Annotated in this window: 19 protein-coding genes; 3 read left to right on the plus strand and 16 right to left on the minus strand. The window is 73.9% G+C overall.

Annotated features, from left to right (window positions below; all coding sequences use genetic code 11):
* Window positions 1–35: 35 nt before the first annotated feature.
* On the minus strand, window positions 36–1,502 hold the full coding sequence (locus tag AB6N24_RS09160; protein WP_412869092.1) for a sugar transferase: 1,467 nt from the start codon (window positions 1,500–1,502) through the stop codon (window positions 36–38).
* Between the two features lie 287 nt (window positions 1,503–1,789).
* Between AB6N24_RS09160 and AB6N24_RS09165 the strand changes: the two genes are divergently transcribed.
* A complete protein-coding gene (locus AB6N24_RS09165; protein WP_412869093.1) occupies window positions 1,790–3,361 on the plus strand; it encodes a tyrosine-protein kinase domain-containing protein in 1,572 nt (523 codons plus the stop codon).
* Between the two features lie 379 nt (window positions 3,362–3,740).
* Here the strand turns inward: AB6N24_RS09165 and AB6N24_RS09170 are convergent, their stop codons facing one another.
* Together AB6N24_RS09170 and AB6N24_RS09175 are read right to left on the minus strand one after the other, a co-directional pair.
* Entirely contained in the window at window positions 3,741–4,268 is a 528-nt protein-coding gene (locus AB6N24_RS09170; protein ID WP_412869094.1) for an LPXTG cell wall anchor domain-containing protein, read from the minus strand.
* 73 nt (window positions 4,269–4,341) lie between these two features.
* Window positions 4,342–6,183 (minus strand): DUF4012 domain-containing protein, encoded by a 1,842-nt coding sequence (locus AB6N24_RS09175; protein WP_412869095.1) that lies wholly within the window; start codon window positions 6,181–6,183, stop codon window positions 4,342–4,344.
* Between the two features lie 168 nt (window positions 6,184–6,351).
* On the opposite strand from AB6N24_RS09175, the gene AB6N24_RS09180 reads away from it, so the two are divergent.
* Complete coding sequence (locus tag AB6N24_RS09180) at window positions 6,352–6,975, plus strand: arsenate reductase/protein-tyrosine-phosphatase family protein (protein WP_412869096.1); 624 nt, start codon at window positions 6,352–6,354, stop codon at window positions 6,973–6,975.
* A gap of 33 nt (window positions 6,976–7,008) precedes the next feature.
* Here the strand turns inward: AB6N24_RS09180 and AB6N24_RS09185 are convergent, their stop codons facing one another.
* From AB6N24_RS09185 to AB6N24_RS09245, 13 genes are all read right to left on the minus strand, one after another.
* Window positions 7,009–7,836: a CAP domain-containing protein gene (locus tag AB6N24_RS09185; protein WP_412869097.1), complete on the minus strand. Its 828-nt coding sequence runs from the start codon at window positions 7,834–7,836 to the stop codon at window positions 7,009–7,011.
* Window positions 7,837–7,947: 111 nt separating this feature from the next.
* Window positions 7,948–8,436 carry a hypothetical protein gene (locus tag AB6N24_RS09190; RefSeq protein WP_183296952.1) on the minus strand — a complete coding sequence of 163 codons (489 nt, stop codon included), beginning with the start codon at window positions 8,434–8,436 and terminating at the stop codon, window positions 7,948–7,950.
* The gene (locus AB6N24_RS09195) at window positions 8,433–8,792 is read right to left on the minus strand and encodes a response regulator (protein WP_258727252.1); all 360 of its coding nucleotides are present in this window, start codon (window positions 8,790–8,792) and stop codon (window positions 8,433–8,435) included. The genes AB6N24_RS09190 and AB6N24_RS09195 overlap by 4 nt, the downstream gene beginning before the upstream one ends.
* Before the next feature lie 52 nt (window positions 8,793–8,844).
* Window positions 8,845–9,300 carry a chemotaxis protein CheX gene (locus AB6N24_RS09200; protein ID WP_412869098.1) on the minus strand — a complete coding sequence of 152 codons (456 nt, stop codon included), beginning with the start codon at window positions 9,298–9,300 and terminating at the stop codon, window positions 8,845–8,847.
* Window positions 9,297–9,680: a response regulator gene (locus AB6N24_RS09205; protein WP_034634097.1), complete on the minus strand. Its 384-nt coding sequence runs from the start codon at window positions 9,678–9,680 to the stop codon at window positions 9,297–9,299. Before AB6N24_RS09205 ends, AB6N24_RS09200 begins: the two co-directional genes overlap by 4 nt.
* Window positions 9,677–10,498, minus strand: coding sequence for a CheR family methyltransferase (locus AB6N24_RS09210; protein WP_412869099.1), 822 nt, complete (start codon window positions 10,496–10,498; stop codon window positions 9,677–9,679). Before AB6N24_RS09210 ends, AB6N24_RS09205 begins: the two co-directional genes overlap by 4 nt.
* Window positions 10,495–11,637, minus strand: coding sequence for a protein-glutamate methylesterase/protein-glutamine glutaminase (locus AB6N24_RS09215; protein WP_412869100.1), 1,143 nt, complete (start codon window positions 11,635–11,637; stop codon window positions 10,495–10,497). Before AB6N24_RS09215 ends, AB6N24_RS09210 begins: the two co-directional genes overlap by 4 nt.
* A 95-nt stretch (window positions 11,638–11,732) precedes the next feature.
* A complete protein-coding gene (locus AB6N24_RS09220) occupies window positions 11,733–13,367 on the minus strand; it encodes a methyl-accepting chemotaxis protein (protein WP_412869101.1) in 1,635 nt (544 codons plus the stop codon).
* A gap of 107 nt (window positions 13,368–13,474) precedes the next feature.
* Window positions 13,475–15,118, minus strand: coding sequence for a methyl-accepting chemotaxis protein (locus tag AB6N24_RS09225; RefSeq protein WP_412869102.1), 1,644 nt, complete (start codon window positions 15,116–15,118; stop codon window positions 13,475–13,477).
* 1 nt (window position 15,119) lies between these two features.
* Window positions 15,120–16,256 carry a multiple monosaccharide ABC transporter substrate-binding protein gene (gene chvE, locus AB6N24_RS09230; protein WP_412869103.1) on the minus strand — a complete coding sequence of 379 codons (1,137 nt, stop codon included), beginning with the start codon at window positions 16,254–16,256 and terminating at the stop codon, window positions 15,120–15,122.
* A gap of 19 nt (window positions 16,257–16,275) precedes the next feature.
* Window positions 16,276–18,018, minus strand: coding sequence for a methyl-accepting chemotaxis protein (locus tag AB6N24_RS09235; protein WP_412869104.1), 1,743 nt, complete (start codon window positions 18,016–18,018; stop codon window positions 16,276–16,278).
* 88 nt (window positions 18,019–18,106) lie between these two features.
* Entirely contained in the window at window positions 18,107–18,520 is a 414-nt protein-coding gene (locus AB6N24_RS09240; RefSeq protein WP_309485012.1) for a chemotaxis protein CheW, read from the minus strand.
* A gap of 2 nt (window positions 18,521–18,522) precedes the next feature.
* Entirely contained in the window at window positions 18,523–20,976 is a 2,454-nt protein-coding gene (locus AB6N24_RS09245) for a chemotaxis protein CheA (protein ID WP_412869105.1), read from the minus strand.
* Window positions 20,977–21,363: 387 nt separating this feature from the next.
* Between AB6N24_RS09245 and AB6N24_RS09250 the strand changes: the two genes are divergently transcribed.
* A partial coding sequence (locus AB6N24_RS09250) for an endo-1,4-beta-xylanase (protein WP_412869106.1) occupies window positions 21,364–21,647 on the plus strand: 284 nt, incomplete at its 3' end.

The following is a 21,647-nucleotide window of genomic DNA, read 5'->3' on the forward strand; positions in this document are numbered from 1 at the left end:
GAGCCACTCGTGCACCAGGATGCCGCGTCCCGCCACTAGTACGCCCCGCCGCTGGCCAGCACGGCCTTCGCGGTCCGGGCCAGGATCAGGATGTCCCCGAACAGGCTCCAGTTCTCGACGTAGTACACGTCCATCCGGATGCCGTCCTCGACCGACAGGTCCGAGCGCCCCGAGACCTGCCACAGCCCGGTCAGGCCCGGCTTCACGAGGAGGCGGCGCGTCGCGCGCCGGTCGTACAGCGCGACCTCGGAGTCGATCTGCGGCCGGGGCCCGACGAGGCTCATCTCGCCACGCAGCACGTTGAAGAGCTGGGGGAGCTCGTCGAGCGAGTACTTGCGCAGCACGCGCCCGACCGGCGTGACGCGGGGGTCCTTCTTGGGCTTGTAGAACAGCCCGACCGAGTCGACGCCCTCGAGGGCGAGCACCTCGGCGAGGCGCTCCTGCGCGCCCATCTCCATCGAGCGGAACTTGATCATGCGGAACCTGCGCCCGTCCCTGCCGACGCGCTCCTGCGTGAAGAACACCGGCCCCCGGCTCGTGACCTTCACCAGCACGGCGAGCACCGCGAGCAGGGGCGCCAGCAGGACGGTCAGCCCGAACGCGCCGAACCAGTCGAACGCCGACTTCACGGCGTACTTCGGCCCGCTGAACCGCGGCTCGTCGACGTACATCAGCGGCAGGCCGCTCACGGGCTGCATGATCACGCGCGGCCCCGCGACGTCCGTCAGCGAGAGGGTCAGCGCGAGGTCGATGCCCTTGCCCTCGAGGTCCCAACCGAGCTGGCGCACCGTCTCGGACGTGATGGCGTCCGCGCCGGACACCGCGACGGCGTCGGCGCCGACCCGCTCCGCGATCTCCGCAGCGTCCTCCATCGAGCCCAGCACCGGGACGCCGAGCACGGTCTCGCTGTAGCCGACCTCCCCGCTCGCGACGCAGACCCCGACGACGCCGTACCCGGCGCGCGGGCTGCGGTGCAGCGTCTCGATGAGGTGGGCGACGGTCGGGCGGTGCCCGATGATCAGGACGCCCGCCTGGAACTCCCCGGCGTCCCGGCGACGGTGCAGCCACTGCCGCCACGCGTACCGGCTCACGAGCAGCAGGACGAGGCCGAGCGGCGCCGCGATCGCGAGGTACCCTCGCCCGATCTCCATCCGCAGCAGGTACGCGACGACCGCGACCGCGGCGAACAGGCGCCACGTCACGCCGAAGACGCGCGAGTACTCGTCGGGACCCGTGCCGACGACCCGGCGGTCCCGCGTCCGGCCCGTGACGAGCACGCCCAGCCACGCCGCGAGCAGGACGAGGGACACGGTCAGGTAGCTCGGCGAGAACTCGCCGGACACGGTCGTGACCCCGGTGGCCGAGAAGCGCACGACGTAGGCGACCGTCACGCCGGTCAGCACCGCGAGGGCGTCGGTCGCCAGGAGGCGGCGCGCGTAGCTGCGGGACCAGCCCGGCGCCGGGAGCGCCACGCGCAGGTCACGGCGCTCCGCCTCGGGCACGCCTCGCTGCGCTGGGAGCCGGAATTCACCGACCCGCGGCGTGCGTACCGTCATAGACAAGCCCCCCCGACCGCGTCCTCGTCGCCGCATCGAGAATACGTGCGCGCGGCCGTCTGTCCAGGGTAACCAGGAGCGGGCGAGACAATTCCGGTCAATTCGGGCGGCGAACGGGTGAATGTTCTCGCCGGGCGCGCGCGAGGCCCCCGGGATGCCCTAAGGAGCGCCGTGCGTGCGAGAATTCACCGGTTGCGGTGCAGGGCCGCGGCGCGGGGAGCGGGAGTGATTCGGTGGAGCTGCAGGACTATCTGACCATTCTGCGCAAGCGGTGGGTCTCCATCGTCGTGATCACGGCGCTGGCGGTCGCGGGCGCCGTCGCGGCCTCGCTCCTGATGACCCCCATGTACCGGGCGACGACCCAGGTCTTCGTGTCCGTGCAGGGCAGCTCGTCGACGACGGAGCTGCTGCAGGGGTCGAGCTTCACGCGCCAGCAGGTCACGTCGTACACCCAGCTCGCGACGAGCCCTCTCGTGCTCGGGCCGGTCATCGACGAGATGGGCCTGGACACGCGTGCCGACGAGCTCGGTCAGCGCGTCACCGCGGAGTCGCCGCTCAACACCTCGCTGATCAACCTGTCCGCCAGCGACGAGAACCCGGCCATCGCCGCCGCCCTCGCGGACGCGATCGCCGACGAGTTCCGCGAGGTCATCTCCGACATCGAGACCCCTGCCTCCGGCGGTCCGTCCGCCGTCAAGATCTCCGTCGTCCGCGACGCCGCCGCCCCCACGTCCCCGACGTCGCCCAACACCAGGCTGAACCTCGCGCTCGGCCTGCTCGTCGGCCTCGCGCTCGGCGTCGGCTTCGCCATCCTGCGCGAGGTCCTCGACACCCGCGTGCGCGGCGAGGCGGACGTCGCCAAGGTGACCTCGACGTCGGTCATCGGCACGATCGGGTACGACGAGGACGCCCCGCAGCACCCGCTCATCGTGCAGAGCAGCCCGCACAGCCACCGCGCCGAGGCGTTCCGCCGGCTGCGCACCAACCTGCAGTTCCTCGACATCGCGGACCGCCCGCAGTCGATCGTCGTCACGTCGTCGCTGCCCGGCGAGGGCAAGTCGACGACGACGATCAACACCGCGATCAGCCTCGCCGACGCGGGCTCGCGGGTCGCGCTCATCGACGCGGACCTGCGCCGCCCGTCGGTCGCCCGCTACATGGGCCTCGAGGGCGGCGTCGGCCTGACCACGGTGCTCATCGGCAAGGCCGCCGTGGAGGACGTCATCCAGCCGTGGGGCAACGGCTACCTGCACGTCCTGCCGTCGGGCCAGATCCCGCCGAACCCCAGCGAGCTCCTGGGCTCGCAGGCGATGGCGAACCTGCTCGACAAGCTGACCCGCACGTACGACATCGTGCTCGTCGACACCGCTCCCCTGCTCCCCGTGACCGACGCGGCGATCCTGTCGAAGCTCACGGGCGGCGCGGTCCTGGTCGTGGGCGCGAACAAGCTGCACCGCAACCAGCTCGCGGAGTCGATCGGCGCGCTCGAGACGGTCGGCGCCCGGATCCTCGGCGTCGTGGTGAACCAGCAGGTCCGCAAGCAGGGCGACGCCTACACGTACTACGACTACGCGTCCCACACGTCGACGGGCGAGCCCGTGACGCCGCCGTCGGGCCGCCGCGGCAGCCGCGCGCTGCGCCGCTCGGCGAAGGACGCCCGCCCGACGCGCCCGGCGGCGGCCGCCGCGCCGCGCCAGCCCATCAGCGCGTCGCAGCAGCGCGGCGAGGGCATCGCGGGCCTGTGGCCGGGCGAGCCGCTCAGCGGGTCGCAGCCCGGCGGGGGCGACCAGCGCACGTCGCACTGACGACGCACGCACCACGCACCACGACAGGGCCCTCGCCGACGGCGGGGGCCCTGTCGCTCAGCGAGCGACTCCCGCCGACGACCGAGTCTCGCGACGGGACCGACGAGCAGTTGTGCGACGCCTGACGCCCCGGGCCGCCACGGGGGTCCCGGGCGGTGGCACCAGGGCTCCCGCGCCTGGGTGAGGCCGCCCAGCCCGCGACCGGCCCCCGCGAGCGCCCGCGCCCCGGCGACGCACGCCCGAGCGCTCAGGAGGCGCCGAGCGACCGCCTGCCGGGACACGTCCGGCGCGGCGGTGTGCCACAGCCGAGCACGAGGAAGGGCCCCCGCCAGCGGCGGGGGCCCTTCTCGGCACTACGTGGGGGGAGCTACCGCACCACTCAGGCGGCGGTGACCCCGCGGCGACGCTTGGCGACGACGACCGCACCCGCACCGGCGAGCACGAGCGCGCCGGCACCGAGGCCCAGCGGCAGGGCGTCCGACCCGGTCGTCGGGAGCGCACGCGTGGTGCCGGCCGCACCGGCCGCACCCGCGACCGTGAGCGACTGCGTGCTGAGGACGGCGCCCGAGGCGGCGTCGGCCGCGACGAGCGTGTACGTGCCGGCCTGCGTCACCGTGACGGTGAAGACGGCCGTGCCCGTGGCGCTCGTGGTCTTGGTGAGCGTCTTGGTGCCCGCGATGGTGATCGCGGAGTCGGGCAGCGACGCCGGGTTCGACGTGACCGTGAGGGTGACGGGCGTGTTGCCCGGGCCCTGCACGGTGACGCTGAAGCTCTCGCCGGTGGCCGGCGTCGAGTCGGACACGGTGCCCTTGTTGGTGTAGTCCTGCGCGCCGTAGCCGAACGCGGCGGACGGAGCGAGGATGAGAGCGGCGGCTGCCGCGACGATCAGGACCTTACGGCGAATCATGTGTGAGTCCCCCCCACGGGTAGGCAAAAAAGGCTGTCGCACAACAGTGCTGACGACACGGTACATGTCCACGTCAGCATGCGGAAGGAATGATTACCGGGCCGTTCTGGCGGGCGGTCGGAGTGTGCCGTAATGTCGCATTTCCCGATTGCCCCGGAGCGGTTCGCACGTCCAGCTCGACGGTGACGGTCTGCCCGGGTTCGAGGGTGAATGTCCGGCTTTCCACGCCGAGCCCGTCGTGCACCTGGGCGAACGCGCCCGCCTCGGTCGAATTCACCCGGCTCGACTCGATGCGGCCGCCCGCGGGGGCGTAGAGCAGCACGTTGGTCCGCACGTGCCCGGGCGGCACCACCGCGCCGCCGCCCGTGACGTAGCCGGGCAGGTCGGCCGCGTCCGCGGGTGCCGTGGAGGTGAGCCGCACGGTGACCTGCAGCGTCTGCGACCCGTCGGCCGCGCACGCCGTGGCGGTGCCGGTGACGTCGAGGTCGAGGTAGTAGCCCATCTTCGCCTCGGTCCCGTCGTTGAGGTGCACCCCCACGACTCCGGACCCGCCGGCGCTGCCGCGCAGCTCGCCCGAGAGCACCGTCCCCGCGACCCGGGCCTGCTCCTCGGGACGCGCGGACCAGAACATCAGGCGGCCCTCGCGTGCGCCCTGCGCGAGCGCGTCGATCACGGCGGGCGCCTCCCCCTGCCCGGAGACGACGGCACCGAACACGGCGCCGGCGGTCGCCGCGAAGAGCTCGTCCTGCCGCTCGGGGTCCTCGATCTCGAGGTAGACCGTGCTCAGGAGGGTCTCGACCGCGTCGTCCGCGGTGAGTGTGAGGCCGGGCCCCACCTCGACGGGCCCGGTCGCGCCGAGCACGTGCGCGAGGGCGCCCGGGTCGATCGACAGCACGCCGTCCACGGTGCCGCCGACCTCGCGCAGCCAGATCTCCCGCGCGAGTGCGGCCGATCGGGGGAAGTCGGGGGTGAAGGTGACGTCACGCATGTCGGTGGCGAGCAGGGGGCCGAACAGTGCTTCCTCCGCGGGCGTCAGCGGCAGCACGGGCTCCGTGAGGCCGGCGAGCGAACCGCCGCTGCGCTGCTCGACGAGGCTCACCGCGCCTCCCTCGGCGCGCAGGTGCACGACCGTCCCGGGGATCCCGCCGGTCGCGCGCGGCTCGGCGTTGTTCTGCACGAGCAGCAGGTAGTCGCGGGGCCCGTCGGCGCCGAGCAGCGGCGGCAGCAGCTGCACGGCACGGGCCGCGGTCGCGGTCGTCAGCGCGACGTCCGTGACCTGCGCACGCAGCTGGACCACCGCGTCGCCGACGACGCCCACGAGCTCGGCGGTGTCGACGCCGTCCAGCGCGGCCTTCGCGTCCTGCACCGCGGCGTCCGCGGCGACGACCTGCGGGGCGACGGCGGCGATCGGCGCGACGTCGAGCCGGCCGTCGACGGGGGCGAGCGAGGCGGGGTCGACGACGGTCGTGGCCTGCATCAACGCCGGCAGCGCGTCCGCGGCGAGCCCGTCGACGACGGCGCTGAGCGTGCGGACGGCCTCGACGTCGGCACCGACCCGGGGCAGCGCGGCGGCGACGCGCCACAGCGGCCCGTGCGTGCGCTCGTACGCGGTGCGCGCCCGCTCCTGGAGCTGGGGCAGGACCGCGCCGGCACCGGCCACGTCCCCCGCGACGACGCGGTCCTGGAGCGTGCGGACGTCGGTGCGGGCGAGCTCGAGGGCGTCGCGGGCGCGGACCGCGTCGAACGCGAGGGACGCCGCCGCGGCCACGACGCCGAGCACGAGCACCGCGAGCACGAGCGCGACGACGGGGCCGCGTCGTCGGCGCTGCCGGCGACCGTGCCGGGCGGGGGCGCGCCGGCTCGCAGCGGTCGCGTCCGGGGTCGCCCAGGGCGCACCCTCCGCCGGCTCCGTCACGTCGCCCCTCCCCGTCGCACGCAGGGGCGTCCGCTCGCGCGACGACCCCCGTGGCCGCTCCCCACGGCCGCCGCGATGCTACCCGGGGCTCCTGGGACGACCGCGCAGGACGGGCGGCAGGACGGGCGGCGGGACGGACGGGCCACGGGGCGCGGGCATGATGGACGCGTGACGACCCCTGACGCGCCCCGGCCGTTCCACGTCCTCGCCGTGTGCACGGGCAACATCTGCCGCTCCCCCGCGGTCGAGCGGCTGCTCGCGACGGGGCTCGGTGCGCCGTGGCCGGTCGGCGGCACGCTGCACGGCCCGGCGGTCGGCCCGGACGGCGCCCTGGTCTCGTCCGCCGGCACGGGCGCGGTCGTCGGGGCACCGGTGAGCCCGCTCATGGTGGACCTGATGCACGGCGCCGGCGTCGACGCCGGGGGCTTCGCGGCGCGTCAGCTGACGCCGGACATCGTGCGCTCGGCCGACCTCGTGCTCGCGCTCACGCGCCGGCACCGCTCGGCCGTCGTGGAGCTGTTCCCGGGTGCGGTGCGCCGCACGTTCACGCTGCGCGAGCTCGCGCGGCTCGCGGCCCACGTCGACCGCGCGCAGCTCCCGGCCGGCGCCGGGGTCGGGGACCGGCTGCGGGCGCTCGTGCCGCTCGCTGCCGCTCAGCGCGGGCGGGTCACGGCCGACCCGGGCGCCGACGACGTGGTCGACCCCTACGGCCGCAGCGCCGACGTGTTCCGGCGGTCCTGGGACGAGCTCGCCCCGGCGGTCACGACCCTCGTGCAGGTCGTCCGCGGCTGACGCGCCGGGGTCACCCCACCCGGACGAGGGCGGTCAGCCCAGGAAGACCTGGGCGCACAGCACCCCGCGCGCGCTCGAGACGCAGCCGATGCCGACCGAGGAGTACGCGCGCAGGATGTTGGCGCGGTGGCCCTCCGAGCCCATCCACCCCGCCATCATCTCGGCGGGCGTCCGGTAGCCGAGGGCGAGGTTCTCCCCCGCCGAGCCGGGGCCGCACGCGGCCAGGATCGGCTCGAGGGGGTCGTGCTCGAAGCGGTTCTCGGCGACGAGCACCTCGGCGCGCGCGACGGCCTGCTGCGTCGCGCAGTCGGACACCGTGAGCGCACCGAGGCCGGCCGCGGCGCGCTGCTCGTTGGTCAGCGTCACGAGCGACGCGGCGAACTCCTGGTCCGCGGTCAGCGCGGGCGCCTCGGGGGCGGCGGGCGCCGGGGCGTCCTCGGGCGGCGCGACGGGCGGGGCCGGCTCCGCGGTCGGGGTCGTCGTGGGCGTCGCGGTCGGCGTCGTCGTCGGCTGCGCCTCGGGGGCCGGCGTCGTCGCGGACGGCTCGGGCGTCACGGTCGGGGTGCCGGTCGCGGTCGCGAGGGGCGACGGCTGCGGGCGCCGTCCGCCGCCGCGGGACACGTCGTCACCGCGCTCGACGAGCTGCGAGACGGCGGCCGGCAGCGCCGCGAGGGTCTGCTGCGGGCTCTCGGTGCGCAGCGACGGGACCGTCGCCCACGCGGAGAGCGCACCCGTGCACAGCGCGACGGAGGTCACGACGATGGCGCGCGCACGCACGCGCCGACGACGCGACCGCGCCGCCCGGAACTCACGCAGCTCACGCCGCCGAGGGGACGCGGGGGCGTGGCTCGGCTGCTCCATCCGGGTCACGTTATCCGATCGTGACCTGACCCGGGACAGAACGGGCATGTGAATGCCCTCACCACGCGGCACCGCACCCGGCGCCCACCCCGGCGGTGGGTCCGGCGTCCGTCAGATCACGAGCAGCGAGAACCGGCCCGGGCCGTACCCGGCGATGTCGACGTCGAGGTCCGTGCGCCGCACGTACGCGAGCACCCACTGCGCCACGTCCGCGGGGACCGGCTCGCCCGGCGCGTACACGACGTCGAGCTTGACGTGCGGTGCACCCTCGGCGTTGAACAGCGACGCCGTGATGTTGAGCACCTCCGACGCGTTCTCGAGCAGGTTCTCGGGCAGCGCACCGGCGTTGATCGCCTCCTCGGCGCCGCGCGACGGCACGAGCCCGATCGCCGCACCGACGCGCGCCGCGAGGTCCAGGTCGAGGATCACGAGCGCCGTGAGCCGGAGCATGTTGTCGACGTAGACGCCGACCGCCGCCCCGAACTCCTCGTTCGGGTCGACCATGCCGCCGCCGGTCGCGACCTGGACGTCGCGACCGAGCAGCCCCTCGAACAGCTCGCGGACGTCCTTCGCCGCGGGCAGCGGGGTCTCGGCGCTCACGCGAGCACCGGCTCGATCGCGTCGCGGAACGTGTCCGCGGTGAACGGCTTCGCGATGAGGAACAGCGCCCCCGCCTCGTCGGCCGTCTGCCGCATCTCCGGCGAGCCCTCGGACGTCACGAACGCGAAGGGCGTCTCGAAGCCCTCGCGCCGCAGCGCCCGCAGCAGCTCGATGCCGGTCATCTCCGGCATGTTCCAGTCGGACAGCACCAGGTCGGGCTCGTCGGCGCGCACCATCTCGAGCGCGGCGGCGCCGTCCGGCGCCTCCCGGACGTCCCAGTCGTACCCTGCCTGGCGCAACGTGCGCACGACGATCTGCCGCATCACGCGGCTGTCGTCGGCCACCAGCACTCGCAGCACCTTCACCACCCACTTCGTCGAGTCGTCATCCTGAGGGCCCCCACGACCCTCAGATCTGCCAGACGGACACGTCCAGGGGACGTCCCCGCCAGGCCAGGACCACGCCGTCGATCCGGGTCGCCCCGTGCGTGTCCGGCGCGCTGCGCCCGACCCGCGGCATGGTCAGCTTCTCCTGGACCGGCAGCAGCGCCTTGAGGTTGCCGCCGACCACGTTCACCACCTCGCCGAACGCGTCGACGAGGTCGTCCTCCGAGACCGCCTCGTCCGCCGGCATCCCGAGGAGGGCGCGCGCCAGGTCGTCCGCGGTCGACACGTCGGTCGACAGCAGCGTCCGGCCCGCGAACGCGCCGTGGATCTCGACCCACGCGTGCAGCGGGTCCGCGAGCACCGGGACGTCACCGGCCCACGGCACCAGGTGCCCGGGCTCGCCGTCGACCATCGCCGCGAAGACCTCCTCGGCGATCGCGGTGATCTGGACCGTGTCGAACGGGGCGAGCGGGCTCATACGGTCTCCTCGAGAGGCAGCAGCCCGAGCAGCTCGAGCTTGTCCCGGAGCGCGTCCGGGGTGAACGGCTTGATCATGTACTCGTGCGCGCCCGCGGCCAGGGCTCGCACGATCTGCCCGTGCTCGCTCTCCGTCGTGACCATCATGAGCGTCACGGAGCGCCAGTGCGGGTTCGCCCGGACGTTCGTCACGAACGTGAGCCCGTCCATCACGGGCATGTTCCAGTCGATGCAGGCGAGGTCGTAGCGGCCGCCGGCCTCGAGCACGTCGAGCGCCTCCTGGCCGTCCCCCGCCTCGACCGTCTCGTAGCCGAGCCGGCCCAGGGCCCCCGCGACGATGCGGCGCATCGTGCGGGAGTCGTCGATCACGAGCGCTCTCATGCTGCCCTCCGGGCGTTGTGCCGGTACACGGAGCTGCGGCCCACGGGGACCCGCTCCCAGTCGTCGTCGATGCCGAGCGTGGTCTCCGCCGCGCCGAGGAGCAGGTAGCCCCCCGGACGCACCACGGAGCGGGCCCGGCGCAGGACCTCGCGCTTGGTCGCGAGGTCGAAGTAGATGAGGACGTTGCGCAGGAACACGACGTCGAACTGCCCCGCGGGCGGTGCGTGCAGCAGGTTGTGCCGCTGGAACGTCACCATCGAGCGGAGCCGCTGGCTGATCTCCCAGTCGGTGCCCGTGCGCGTGAAGTGCTTGACGAGCATCGACGCGGGCAGGCCGCGGTTGACCTCGAGCTGCGTGTAGCGCCCCGCACGCCCGCGTGCGAGCACCTGCTCCGAGATGTCGGTCGCGGTGATCTGCAGGCGCACGCCCGGCATCGCCTCGTCGAGCGCCATGGCGACGCTGTACGCCTCCTGGCCCGTCGAGCACGCCGCGGACCACACGCGCAGCGACGTGCCGGCACCGCGGGCCGCGAGCAGCTCGGGCACGACGTGCTGGGTCAGCGCGGTGAACGGCGTCGCGTCGCGGAACCACGACGTCTCGTTGGTCGTGAGCGCCTCGACGACGAGCTCGAGCTCGGCCGGGTCGGGGCGGGCGCGCAGGGCGCGCACGTACGCGTCGACGTCGGCGAGCCCGCGCTCGCGCACGATCGGCAGGAGCCGGCTCTCGACGAGGTACTCCTTGCCGAGGTCGAGCTGGATCGCGCTGCGCTGACGGACGACGTCGGCGACGAAGGTGAAGCTCTCCGGCGTGAGGGTCATGCGGCACCTCCTGCGGCTCGGGCGGCGGTGGCGCCGGTGGCGTTCTGGAGGGCGCCCACGAGGGTGTGGGCGACCTGGTCGAGCGGCAGGACGCGGTGCGCGAGGCCCGCGGTCGCGACGGCGCCGGGCATGCCCCACACGACGCTGGAGCGCTCGTCCTGCGCGTAGACCGTGCCGCCCGCGGCGACGACGTCCTCGCAGCCGGCGCGCCCGTCGGAGCCCATGCCGGTGAGGACGACGGCGAGCAGGTCGCCGCCGAACACCCCCACCGCGGAGCGGAACAGGACGTCGACCGCGGGACGGCAGAAGTTGACCGGGGGTCCCTGCGTGAGCACGGTGCGCGCCCCGCTCGCGGAGCGCTGGAGCTCGAGGTGGTGGTCGCCCGGTGCGATGTACACGTGGCCGGGCCGCAGCTCCTCGCCGCCGGCCGCCTCGACGACGGTGCCGCCCGTCGCGCGGTCGAGCCGCGCGGCGAGCTGCCGCGTGAAGACGGGCGGCATGTGCTGCACCACGAGGACGGGGACGGGCAGCGGCGTCGACAGCGCCGAGAAGACCCGCGAGAGGGCCTCCGGCCCACCGGTCGAGGAGCCGACGACGACCGCCCGGACGGGGCGCGGGCGCGGTGCGGGCCGCAGCGTGACCGTCCGCGCACCGAGCGGGCGCAGGGCCGGTGCCCCGGTCGCGGCTGCTGCGCCGGCTGCCGGGGTCCCGAGCGCGCCGACGTGGCCGCGGTTCGGCACGAGGGCCTTGATGCGCGGGATGAGCTCCCGGGCGACCGTCGCGAGCGACTCGCTCACGCTGCCGACGTTCGCGGGCTTCGTGACGTAGTCGGTGGCGCCCGCGGCGAGCGCGTCGAGCGTCGCCGACGCACCCCGCTCGGTGAGCGTCGAGAACATGATGATCGGGACGCGCGAGCCCGTCGCCCGCAGCGCGCGCACCGCGTCGATGCCGTCCATGACGGGCATCTCGATGTCCATCGTGACGAGGTCGGGAGCGAGCTGCTCGACCTTGGTGAGCGCGATCTGACCGTTCGCGGCCGTGCCGACCACGTCGATCGCCGGGTCCCCGGCGAGCGTGTCGGTGACGAGCCGGCGGACCACGACGGAGTCGTCGACCACCAGAACCCGGATGCGTGACACGTGCTCTCCCCCTCGACGCGCCACCGTGCGGTGACGCGTCGTCCTCATCGGCTGACGGCCCGTGCGGGTGAGTACCCGGACGGGTGAGAACACCCTCAGTAGCGGAAGGCCCCGACCTGCTCGCGCAGCTCGGCGGACATCCGCGCCAGGTCCACGACCTGGTCGTTGGTGCGGCTCACGACGGCGCTCGCCGACGCCGCGGACGACGCGACGCCCGTGATGTTCGCGGCGATGTCGCCGGAGCCGGTCGCGGCCTCGCCGACGCTGCGCGACATCTCGGTGGTCGTCGCGGTCTGCTCCTCGACGGCCGACGCGATCGTCATCTGGTAGTCGTTGATGCTCTCGATGATCCGGCCGATCTGGCTGATCACCGCGACCGCGGACGTCGTCTGGCTCTGGTTCGCGGAGATCCGCGAGGCGATGTCCTCGGCGGCGCGCGCGGACTCCTGGGCGAGGTCCTTGACCTCGCCGGCGACGACCGCGAAGCCCTTGCCGGCCTCCCCCGCGCGCGCGGCCTCGATGGTCGCGTTCAGCGCGAGCAGGTTCGTCTGCTCCGCGATGCTCGTGATGACCTTGACGACGTTCCCGATCTCCTGCGAGCTCTCGCCGAGCGCCCCGACCGTGGTGGCGGCCTCCTGCGCGTGCTCGACGGCCTGCGAGGCGACCTTCGCGGCCTCGTTGGCGTTCTGCGCGATCTCGCGGATCGAGGCGCCCATCTGCTCGGCGCCCGCGGCGACCGTCTGCACGTTGCGGCTGACCTGCTCGGCCGCCGCCGCGACGACCCCGGCCTGCGCGGAGGTCTCCTCCGAGCCGGACGCGAGCTCGTGCGTCGAGGCGGACATCAGCTCGGCGGACGACGCGAGCTCGCGGGAGGTCTCCGCGACGCGGCCGAGCGTGGCGCGCATCGCCTCCTGGGCCTTGCCGAGGGACCGCGCCATCGCGCCGAGCTCGTCGTGCGTGGTGACGTCGGCGCGGACCGTGAGGTCGCCCTGCTCCATGGCCTCGATCGCGCGCTGGACCTCGAGCACCGAGCCGCGCATCGAGCGGGCGAGCAGGAGACCGAGTGCGACGACCACGGCGATGCCGACGACGAGCGCCACGAGGAGGATCACGCGGGCGGTGGCGGCGGCGCGCTGCGCCTCGGCGGCGATGCCGTCGATGTACTGCGTCATGCCGGCCTCGATCGCGTCGAGCTGGTCGACGAACTCGCCCTTGATCGGCTCGGTCACGTCGGTCAGCACGCGCTCGTACTCGACCGCGTCGTCGTCGAGCGCCGCCGGGACGAGCTGGGTGTCGCGCGCGTCCTTCCACGCCTCCCAGTTCGCCGTGAAGTCGTGGATCCGCGGCTCGAGGTCACCGATCACCAGGGTCACGGCGTCGAGCGCCTCCTGGAGCTCCGCGTCGTTCTCCTCCTGCTCGACGAGCCAGAACTCCTCGGCCTCGTCGGACGTGAGGGCGCCGAGCTGGGCGACGATCATGCGCGCCTTGAGCTGGTCCTCGTGCACCGTCGCGAGCGGGTCGCCGACGGACTTCTGCACGTCGGCGAGCGCCGCGGTCTTCGCGGCGAGGCTCCCCGCCTCGTAGATCCCGAGGCCGCCGATCGCCACCGCGACCACGGACAGCACGCCGATGACGCCGAGCAGCTTGCCCCGGATCGAGCTGGTCAGCCCGCGGCGGGTGGCCGTGGTGCCGGTGTCGCCCGTGGGGGCGGAGGGACCGGTCGTCGTCATGGCGTGCGCTCCTCGCGGTGGTGGGGCGGTGCCCCGCTGTCGTCGGTCCACCGATCGGCTCGCACTCGCCCGCGATGAGGCCCGGACCGGGCGAGCGGCGGGCGATTTCAGTACGTGAAGGCAACCGTCCGCTCGCGGAGCTCGTCCGAGAGCCGGGCGAGCTCGACCACCGACGCGCTCATCTGGGCGAGCACGTGCGAGCTGGTCTCGGCCGCCGACGCGACGCCCGTGATGTTCGCGGCGATCTCGCCCGACCCTGCGGCGGCCTCCTGCACCCCGCGCGACATCTCGGTCGTCGTCGCGGTCTGCTCCTCGACCGACGACGCGATCGTCAGCTGGTAGTCGTTGATCGCCCCGATGATGTGGGTGATCTGCTCGATCGCCGCGACGGCCCCCGTGGTGTCCAGCTGGATCGCGTCGACGCGGCGCGCGATGTCCTCGGTGGCCCGGGCGGTCTCGCGCGCGAGCTCCTTGACCTCGCCCGCGACGACCGCGAAGCCCTTGCCGGCCTCCCCGGCGCGCGCGGCCTCGATGGTCGCGTTCAGCGCCAGGAGGTTGGTCTGCTCCGCGATGCTCGTGATCGTCTTGACGACGTCGCCGATCTCCGAGGACGAGACCCCGAGCCGGGCGACGGTCTGCGTGGTGTGCGCCGCGACGCCGGTCGCGTCCGAGGCGACCTTGGCGGCCTGGTTGGCGTTCTGCGCGATCTCCCGGATCGAGGCGCCCATCTGCTCCGCCCCGGCGGCGACGCCGTGCACGTTGCGGTTGACCTCCTCGGCGGCGGCCGCGACCACGCCGGCCTGCGCCGACGTCTCCTGCGAGCTCGCCGCGACCTGCGCGTTGGACGACGCGAGGTCCTGCGCCGCCGCGGCGACGGTCCGCGCGGTCTCCACGACCCCGCCGAGCGTCTCGCGCAGCGACGCCTGCGCCGTCGACAGCGACGCGGCCATGCGGCCCGTCTCGTCGCGGCCGGGCACGTCGGCCGTCACCGTCAGGTCGCCCTCGGCCATCGCGTCGAGCGAGCGGTGCACGGCCTGGATGGCCCTGCTCGTGCGGCGGGCGACGGCCACGGCGAGCGAGCCGGCACCGAGCGACCCGACGACGAACGCGATCGCGAGGATGACGATGGTCCGGTCGACCTCGGCGCGGCTCTCCGCGAGGATCGCGTCGACCTGCGAGTCGATCTGGCCCTGCGCGAGGGCGAGCGCCCGGCCGGCCCACATGGGGTCGGCGGCGACGCTGGCCCCGATCGCCTGCTCGAGCCCGTCGACGTCACCGGCCTGCGCGAGCGGGACGAGGGTCGCGTCGCGGTACGCCAGCCACGCGGCCCACCGGTCCTGGAAGTCCGCCCACTGCTGGGTCTCGGACTGCGGGAAGTCCGCGACGGCCGCGATCTGCCGCTCGACGTCCCGGTCGTTCCACGCCTGGCTCTCCGTGAGCTGCAGGCGCGTCACGTCGTCGGCGGCGCCTGCCTGCTGCCGGACGAGCAGGTGGCTGCGGGCCTGCCCCGTGCGCAGCTCGGCCATCGCGGTCTGCAGCTGGCCCGTCAGGCCGGACATCTCCTCGAGGTTCTGGCCCGCGCGCCACAGCGCGACACCGCCGGCGCCGCCGACGAGGCCGAAGACCCCGACGAGGGCGAGCATCGCGACGGTGATCTTCGTGCCCACGGAGCGGTCCCAGAACCACGACGCCCGCGGGGAGCGCGGGGCCGGGGCGGTGGGGCCGTGCGGGTCGGTCGTCGGTCGTGCCACGTCAGCTCAGCTCCTGCGCCGTGTAGTAGCCGCCGTCCACCAGGACGGCCTCGTAGTTCTCGCGCGTCACGACCTGCGGGGTCAGCAGGTAGGACGGGACGACCTTCACGCCGTTGTCGTACGACGTGAGGTCGTTGGTCTCGGGCTCGACGCCCTCAAGCAGCGCGTGCACCATCGCGACGGCGACCTCGGCGAGCTGCCGGGTGTCCTTGTAGACCGTCGCGTACTGCTCCCCCGCCACGATCGAGCGCGCGGAGTCGACCTCGGCGTCCTGGCCGGTCACGGTCGGGAACGGCTGCGCGTCGGTGCCGTAGCCGATGCCGCGCAGCGACTCGAGGATCGCGCGGCTGATGCCGTCGTACGGCGACAGCACGCCGTCGAGCGTCACGCCCGTGCCCGTGTACGCCGGGAGCAGCTCCTGCATGCGCGCGGTGGCGTTCTTCGGGTCCCACGCCGGTGTCTCGATCGCCGCGAAGTCCGTCTGCCCCGAGGGCACCACGAGCGTGCCGGCGTCGAGGTAGGGCTGCAGCACCGTCATCGCACCCTCGTAGAAGACGGTCGCGTTGTTGTCGTCCGCCGAGCCCGCGAAGAGCTCGACGACGAACGGTCCCGGCGCGCCCGTGGGCTGCCCGGCGGCGTCCAGCACCCCCATGCCCTGCAGGAGCGTCGTGGCCTGCTGGACGCCGACGCGCTGGTTGTCGAACGTCGCGTAGTAGTCGACGTCGGGCGACTCGCGGATCAGGCGGTCGTACGCGATGACCGGGATGTCGGCGGCGGCCGCGTCTGCGAGGACGTCCTTGAGGGCGACCCCGTCGATCGAGCCGACGACGAGCGCGTCGGCTCCGGCGGCGATCATCGCGGAGAGCTGCTCGACCTGCGTCGGCACGTCGTTCTCCGCGTACTGCAGGTCGACGCCGTAGCCGAGCGCCTCGAGCTGGTCCTGGACGTTCTCGCCGTCCCCGATCCAGCGGTCCGACGTCGTCGTGGGCATCGCGACGCCGACGAGCGGGGCCTCGACCGCGCCCGTCGAGCCCACCGCGCCGCAGCCCGTGAGGGCGAGCGCGAGCGTGGTCAGGCCCGCGGCGCACCAGGACGTGCGGCGGCGAGCGGCGGTACGTGCGTGTGCGTGCGTGGTCATGGGTCCTCGGTCCGGTCGGTCAGTACGTGAAGGCGGCGGTGCGGCCGCGCAGCTCCTCGGAGAGCCGCGCGAGCTCGACGACCGAGTCGCTCATCTGCGCGAGCACGCGCGAGCTGGTCTCGGCGGCCGACGCGACGCCGGTGACGTTGGCGGCGATCTCGCCCGACCCCGCGGCGGCCTCCTGGACCCCGCGGGACATCTCGGTCGTCGTGGCCGTCTGCTCCTCCACGGAGGAGGCGATCGTCAGCTGGTAGTCGTTGATGGAGGCGATGATGTGGGTGATCTCCTCGATCGCCGCGACCGCCTGGCGCGTGTCCACCTGGATGGCCTCGACGCGCTTCGTGATGTCCTCGGTCGCGAGCGCCGTCTCGCGCGCGAGCTCCTTGACCTCGCCCGCGACGACCGCGAAGCCCTTGCCGGACTCGCCGGCGCGTGCGGCCTCGATCGTCGCGTTCAGCGCGAGCAGGTTCGTCTGCGCGGCGATGCTCGTGATGACCTTGACGACGTCGCCGATCTCCGACGACGAGACCCCGAGCCGCGCGACGGTCTGCGTGGTCGTCTCCGCGACGCCCGTCGCGTCCGTCGCGACCTTGGCCGCCTGGTTCGCGTTCTGGGCGATCTCGCTGATCGACGCGCCCATCTCCTCGGCCCCCGCCGCGACGACGTGCACGTTGCGGTTGACCTCCTCGGCGGCGGCCGCGACGACGCCGGCCTGCGCGGACGTCTCCTCGGAGCTCGCGGCGACCTGGGCGTTCGCGGCGGCGAGCTCGTGGGCCGCCCCCGCGACGGTGCTCGCGATCTCGACGACACCGACGAGGGTCTCGCGGACCGCCGCCTGGGCGACGCCCAGCGCCTCCGCCATGCGCCCGAGCTCGTCGCGGCTGCGCACGGGGGCCGGGACCGTGAAGTCGCCGCCCGCCATCGCCTCGAGCGACGCCTGGACCTCCCGCGCGGCCCGCCGGATCGACATCGCGGTCTCGTACCCGAGCGCGACGACCACGACGAGCGCCGTCCCCAGCGTGAGGACGAGCGTCGCCACGGCCCGCTGGGACTGCTGCTCGGCCTCCGCGGCGACCTCCGTGAAGTACGCGGTCGTGTCCTGGTCGAGCGCCTCGAGGGTCGCCTCGAGGCGGTCGATGAGCGGCTGGCTCACGTTCTGCACGAGGCTCGAGTAGTACGGGGTGTCGTTCTTCAGCGCGGCCGGCACGAGCTGGACGTCGCGCACCTTGATCCACTGCGCGTACGCGATCTTGAAGTTCTCCCAGGTCTCGCCGCCGCCGCCCACGGCGTCGAGGTCGGCGATCGCGGCCTGCAGCACGGCGTCGTTGTCCTTCTGCCGGGCCAGCCACTCGTCCTGGAGCTGCTCCTTCTCGAACGCCGCGAGCTGCGCGACGATGAGCCGCGCGGTGGTCACGGCCTTCTGGACCTCGGCGCGGCTCGCGACGAGCGTCTCCTGGAGGTGGGCGAGCTCGGCCGTGCGGGCCGTGATGCCCTGCATCGTGACGACGGCCGCGCCGCCCGAGACCGCCGCGACGACGGCGAGCAGCAGGATCGACGTGAGGATCTTGGTCCGCACCGAACGGTCGCGCACGACCGCGAGGACGCCGTGCGCACGCCCCGGCCCCCCGTCGACCGGCGACCCGCCGGCCCCGGCAGCAGCCGGCGTGCCGGCGTCCGCGACGAGGTCGGCGCGCTCACGCCGGGCGAGCAGGTCGGCGCCGCGGCGCAGCAGCGACCGCGCGTCCCGAGTCGTCGTGCTCATGCGTCCGTGCTCCTCGTCTCAGCATCCATGCCTGACGTGCACATCGACCGGGCGCGAGCCCAGTTGAACGGTCGTCCGGGTGACTCGCTCAGGTGGCGGTCGCCGCGTCGACGTCGAGGACGAGCAGGAGGTCGCCCTCCAGCTTGTACGCGCCGAGGATCAGCTCGCGCAGCTCCGCGTCGAGCGTGTCGGGCGGCTGCTCGAACCGCTCCGGGCCGACCTCGACGACGTCGCCGATCTCGTCGACGAGCAGGCTGATCGGCTCGCCGGCCACCTGGACGACGACCATCATCGGCTCCGCGTCGTCGGCGAGCGGCTCGAGGCCGAGCCGGGGCCGCAGGTCGATCGTCAGGACCACCTGGCCGCGAAGGTTCACGAGGCCGGCGGTGCCGACGGGGGCCAGCGGGACGCGCGTGCGCACGTGCGAGCGCAGCGCCTCCTGGACCCGGGTCACGTCGACCCCGTACAGGCTCCCGCCGAGCGTGAAGGTCACGTACTGCACGGTCACACCCCTGCCGTCTCGAGCTCGGACGCGCGCCGCTGCTGCGGCACGACGACGTCGTAGAACGCCGGGTCGGCAGCCATGACCGCGGCCCGGACGTCGAGCAGCTCGGTCACGCGCTCGTGCAGGACGGTCGAGCCGGTCAGGCCCGCGTCCTCGATGTCGCTGTGCCGCGAGACGTCGTCGTCGATGATGTCGACGATCTCGTCGACCACGAGCCCGACGCTGCGGCCCGCCCGCGTGTACACGACGAGCAGCAGCTCGTCCTTGCGGACGCTGTCGAAGACGCCCAGCACCCGGTCGAGGCGGGCGAGCGGCAGGATCGTCCCGCGGTACTGGATGACCTCGCGGCCGCCGACGAGCTCGACCTGGTCGATCCGCACGTGCTCGAGGCGCGCGACCGATGCGAGCGGCATCGCCACGCGGCGTCCGCCCCCGATCCCCGCGACGAGCAGCTGCTCGACGACGCGCTCCGTGGTCTCCTGCACCGCGCCGCGGCGCTCGCGTGCGTGCTGCTCGCCCTCCGCGACGAGCGCGCGGCGCGCGATCGCCTGGACGTCGAGGATCAGCGCGACGGCACCGTCGCCGAGCACCGTGGCGCCCGCGTAGATGCCGATGGCCTTGAGCCGCGCGGAGAGCGCCTTGACGACGATCTCCTCGGTGTTGAGGACCCGGTCGACCAGGAGCCCGAAGCGCTGGTGGTCGGCCTGGACGACCGCGATGACCGTCGAGGACCCCGGCTCCACCGGGATGCCCAGCACGTCCGCGAGGGACACGAGCGGCAGCAGCTCCCCGCGCAACCGGTACACCGCGGCGTTCTGGATGCGCTCGATCCCGGCGCCGGCACGCTGGCCGTCGAGGGCGACGAGCTCGAGCAGGCTGACCTGCGGGACGGCGAACAGGTCGCCGCCGCACACGACCGTGAGCGCGGGCATGATCGCGAGCGTCAGCGGGATCCGCAGGCGCCAGACCGTGCCCTCGCCGAGCGTCGAGTCGACGTCGACGGTGCCGCCGATGGCCTCGATCTTGGTCCGCACGACGTCCATCCCGACCCCGCGGCCGGACACGTTGGTGACGGCCTCGGCCGTCGAGAAGCCGGGCAGGAACAGCAGCTGCATGAGCTCGGGCGGGGTCATGAGCATGACCTGCTCGGGCGTCCGCAGGCCACGCTGGACGGCCTTCGCGGCGACCTTCTCGGTGTCGATCCCGCGGCCGTCGTCGGCCACCTCGACCACGACCTGACCGCCCGCGTGGTACGCGCGCAGCGTGAGCAGCCCGCGCGCGGACTTGCCCGCGGCGACGCGCTCGGTGGGCGACTCGATGCCGTGGTCGACCGCGTTGCGCACGAGGTGCGTGAGCGGGTCCTTGACGGCCTCGAGGAGCCCGCGGTCGAGCTCGGTGTCGCGGCCGACCATCTCGAGCTGGACCTCGCGGTCGCACGCGGCGGCGAGGTCGCGGACGACGCGCGGCATCTTGGACCACACGTGGTCGATGGGCTGCATGCGGGTCTTCATGACCCCCTCCTGCAGCTCGCCGGCGATGAGGTTGAGGCGCTGTGCGGAGCGGACCAGGTCGACGTCGGAGCGGTCGCCCGCGAGCCGGCTGATCTGGTTGCGCGAGAGCACGAGCTCGCCGACCTGGCGCATGAGGGCGTCGAGCAGCTCGACGTCGACGCGGATCGAGGTCTCGGAGCTCGTGGACGCCGACGCGGGGGCGGACTGCGCGGCGGGTGCGGCGGCGGGCTGCGCGGTGACGGCGGGCTGCGCGGCCGGGGCCGGGGTCGGGACGACGGCGACCGGTGCGGGCTGCTCCGGGGCCGGCGGCGTGGCGACGGCGGACGGCTCCGCGCTCGCCGCGGCGGCGCGCGCCGAGCGCGGGACGATCACGCGCGACGGGTCGGCGGCGCGTGCGGCCGGCTTCGCGGCGGGGGTCTCGGCGGGTCCGTCGCTCGGGACGTCGGTGGTCGTGGAGGCGACGGCGACGTCGGTGGCGGACGGTGCGGCGGCCGCGGCAGGCGTCGCGGACCCGGTGCCGGCGTCCGACGCCGCAGCCGCAGGGTCCTGCGCTGCGGACGCGTCGCGCCCGGCCTGCAGCCGGCCGACCGCGTCGAGCACGCCGTCGATGTCGACCGCGCCCTCGGTGCCGTCGGCGGCGATCGCGGTGAGGATCTCGCGCACGACGTCGACGAGACGCAGCAGGACGTCGGTCGTCCCCTGGTCCATCGAGCGCTTGCCGTCGCGGAGCTCCACGAGGAGGTTCTCCCCCGCGTGGGTCACGCGCTCGAGCCGGCCGTAGGCGAGGAAGCCGGCGGTGCCCTTGATGGTGTGGATCGTGCGGAACACGCTGCCGAGGAGCTCCCGCGACCCCGGGGTCTCCTCGAGGGCCACCAGGTCCTGGTCCAGCTGGTCGAGGTTCTCGTGACTCTCGACCAGGAACTCACGGACGATGTCGTCCATGTCCTCCACTGTGCCCTCCCACCCGTGACCGGCGGCCGTCCCGCCTGACGCACCGCCCATCGGTCAGCCGTGCCCGGACGTGAGCAACCGGGACGGGTGAGGGCGGACGGGTGGGTCGGGACCCCGGGGCGGAGCACCGGGCCGGGGTGCGGGCGGACCGCCCGCCCGACCGGCGGGCCGCGGCTTCGCCCGTGCTCGACGCGTGTGCCCGTAAGAAACGTTTCAGGCCCACCCCGATCCCTTCGGTTCGCCGACCGATCGTGCGACCGTGAGCGCCAACACGGGTGAGGACCGCCCCCTCGAAATCGATATCCATCGGTGCAGAGGCGTCCGGCCCGGCCGTACCCGCCCGTCGACGACGACGGGCACCCTGAGAGAGAGGTACGCATGAGGACGACTCCACGACGCGCCGGGCTCGCCCGGCGCGGACTCATCGCGGCGGGCCTGACGCTCGCCACCGCGCTCGCCGGCCTGGTGGTGACGGCACCCGCGCAGTCGGCGGCGAGCACCCTGGCTGCGGCGGCCCAGCAGAGCGGCCGGTACTTCGGGACGGCGATCGCGGCGAACCGGTTGAGCGACTCGACGTACGCGACGATCGCGAACCGTGAGTTCGACATGATCACGGCCGAGAACGAGATGAAGATGGACGCGACGGAGCCGTCGCAGAACCA

Origin of the sequence: Cellulomonas jepli (genome assembly GCF_047229345.1) — a bacterium.
GTDB lineage: Bacteria > Actinomycetota > Actinomycetes > Actinomycetales > Cellulomonadaceae > Cellulomonas_A.

Coding starts and splice junctions, on each gene's coding strand:
- AB6N24_RS09170 (WP_412869094.1), bottom strand. CDS start 4,268: ATGATTCGCCGTAAGGTCCTGATCGTCGCGGCAGCCGCCGCTCTCATC.
- AB6N24_RS09185 (WP_412869097.1), bottom strand. CDS start 7,836: ATGGAGCAGCCGAGCCACGCCCCCGCGTCCCCTCGGCGGCGTGAGCTG.
- AB6N24_RS09200 (WP_412869098.1), bottom strand. CDS start 9,300: ATGAGCCCGCTCGCCCCGTTCGACACGGTCCAGATCACCGCGATCGCC.
- AB6N24_RS09205 (WP_034634097.1), bottom strand. CDS start 9,680: ATGAGAGCGCTCGTGATCGACGACTCCCGCACGATGCGCCGCATCGTC.
- AB6N24_RS09210 (WP_412869099.1), bottom strand. CDS start 10,498: ATGACCCTCACGCCGGAGAGCTTCACCTTCGTCGCCGACGTCGTCCGT.
- AB6N24_RS09220 (WP_412869101.1), bottom strand. CDS start 13,367: ATGACGACGACCGGTCCCTCCGCCCCCACGGGCGACACCGGCACCACG.
- chvE (WP_412869103.1), bottom strand. CDS start 16,256: ATGACCACGCACGCACACGCACGTACCGCCGCTCGCCGCCGCACGTCC.
- AB6N24_RS09235 (WP_412869104.1), bottom strand. CDS start 18,018: ATGAGCACGACGACTCGGGACGCGCGGTCGCTGCTGCGCCGCGGCGCC.
- AB6N24_RS09245 (WP_412869105.1), bottom strand. CDS start 20,976: ATGGACGACATCGTCCGTGAGTTCCTGGTCGAGAGTCACGAGAACCTC.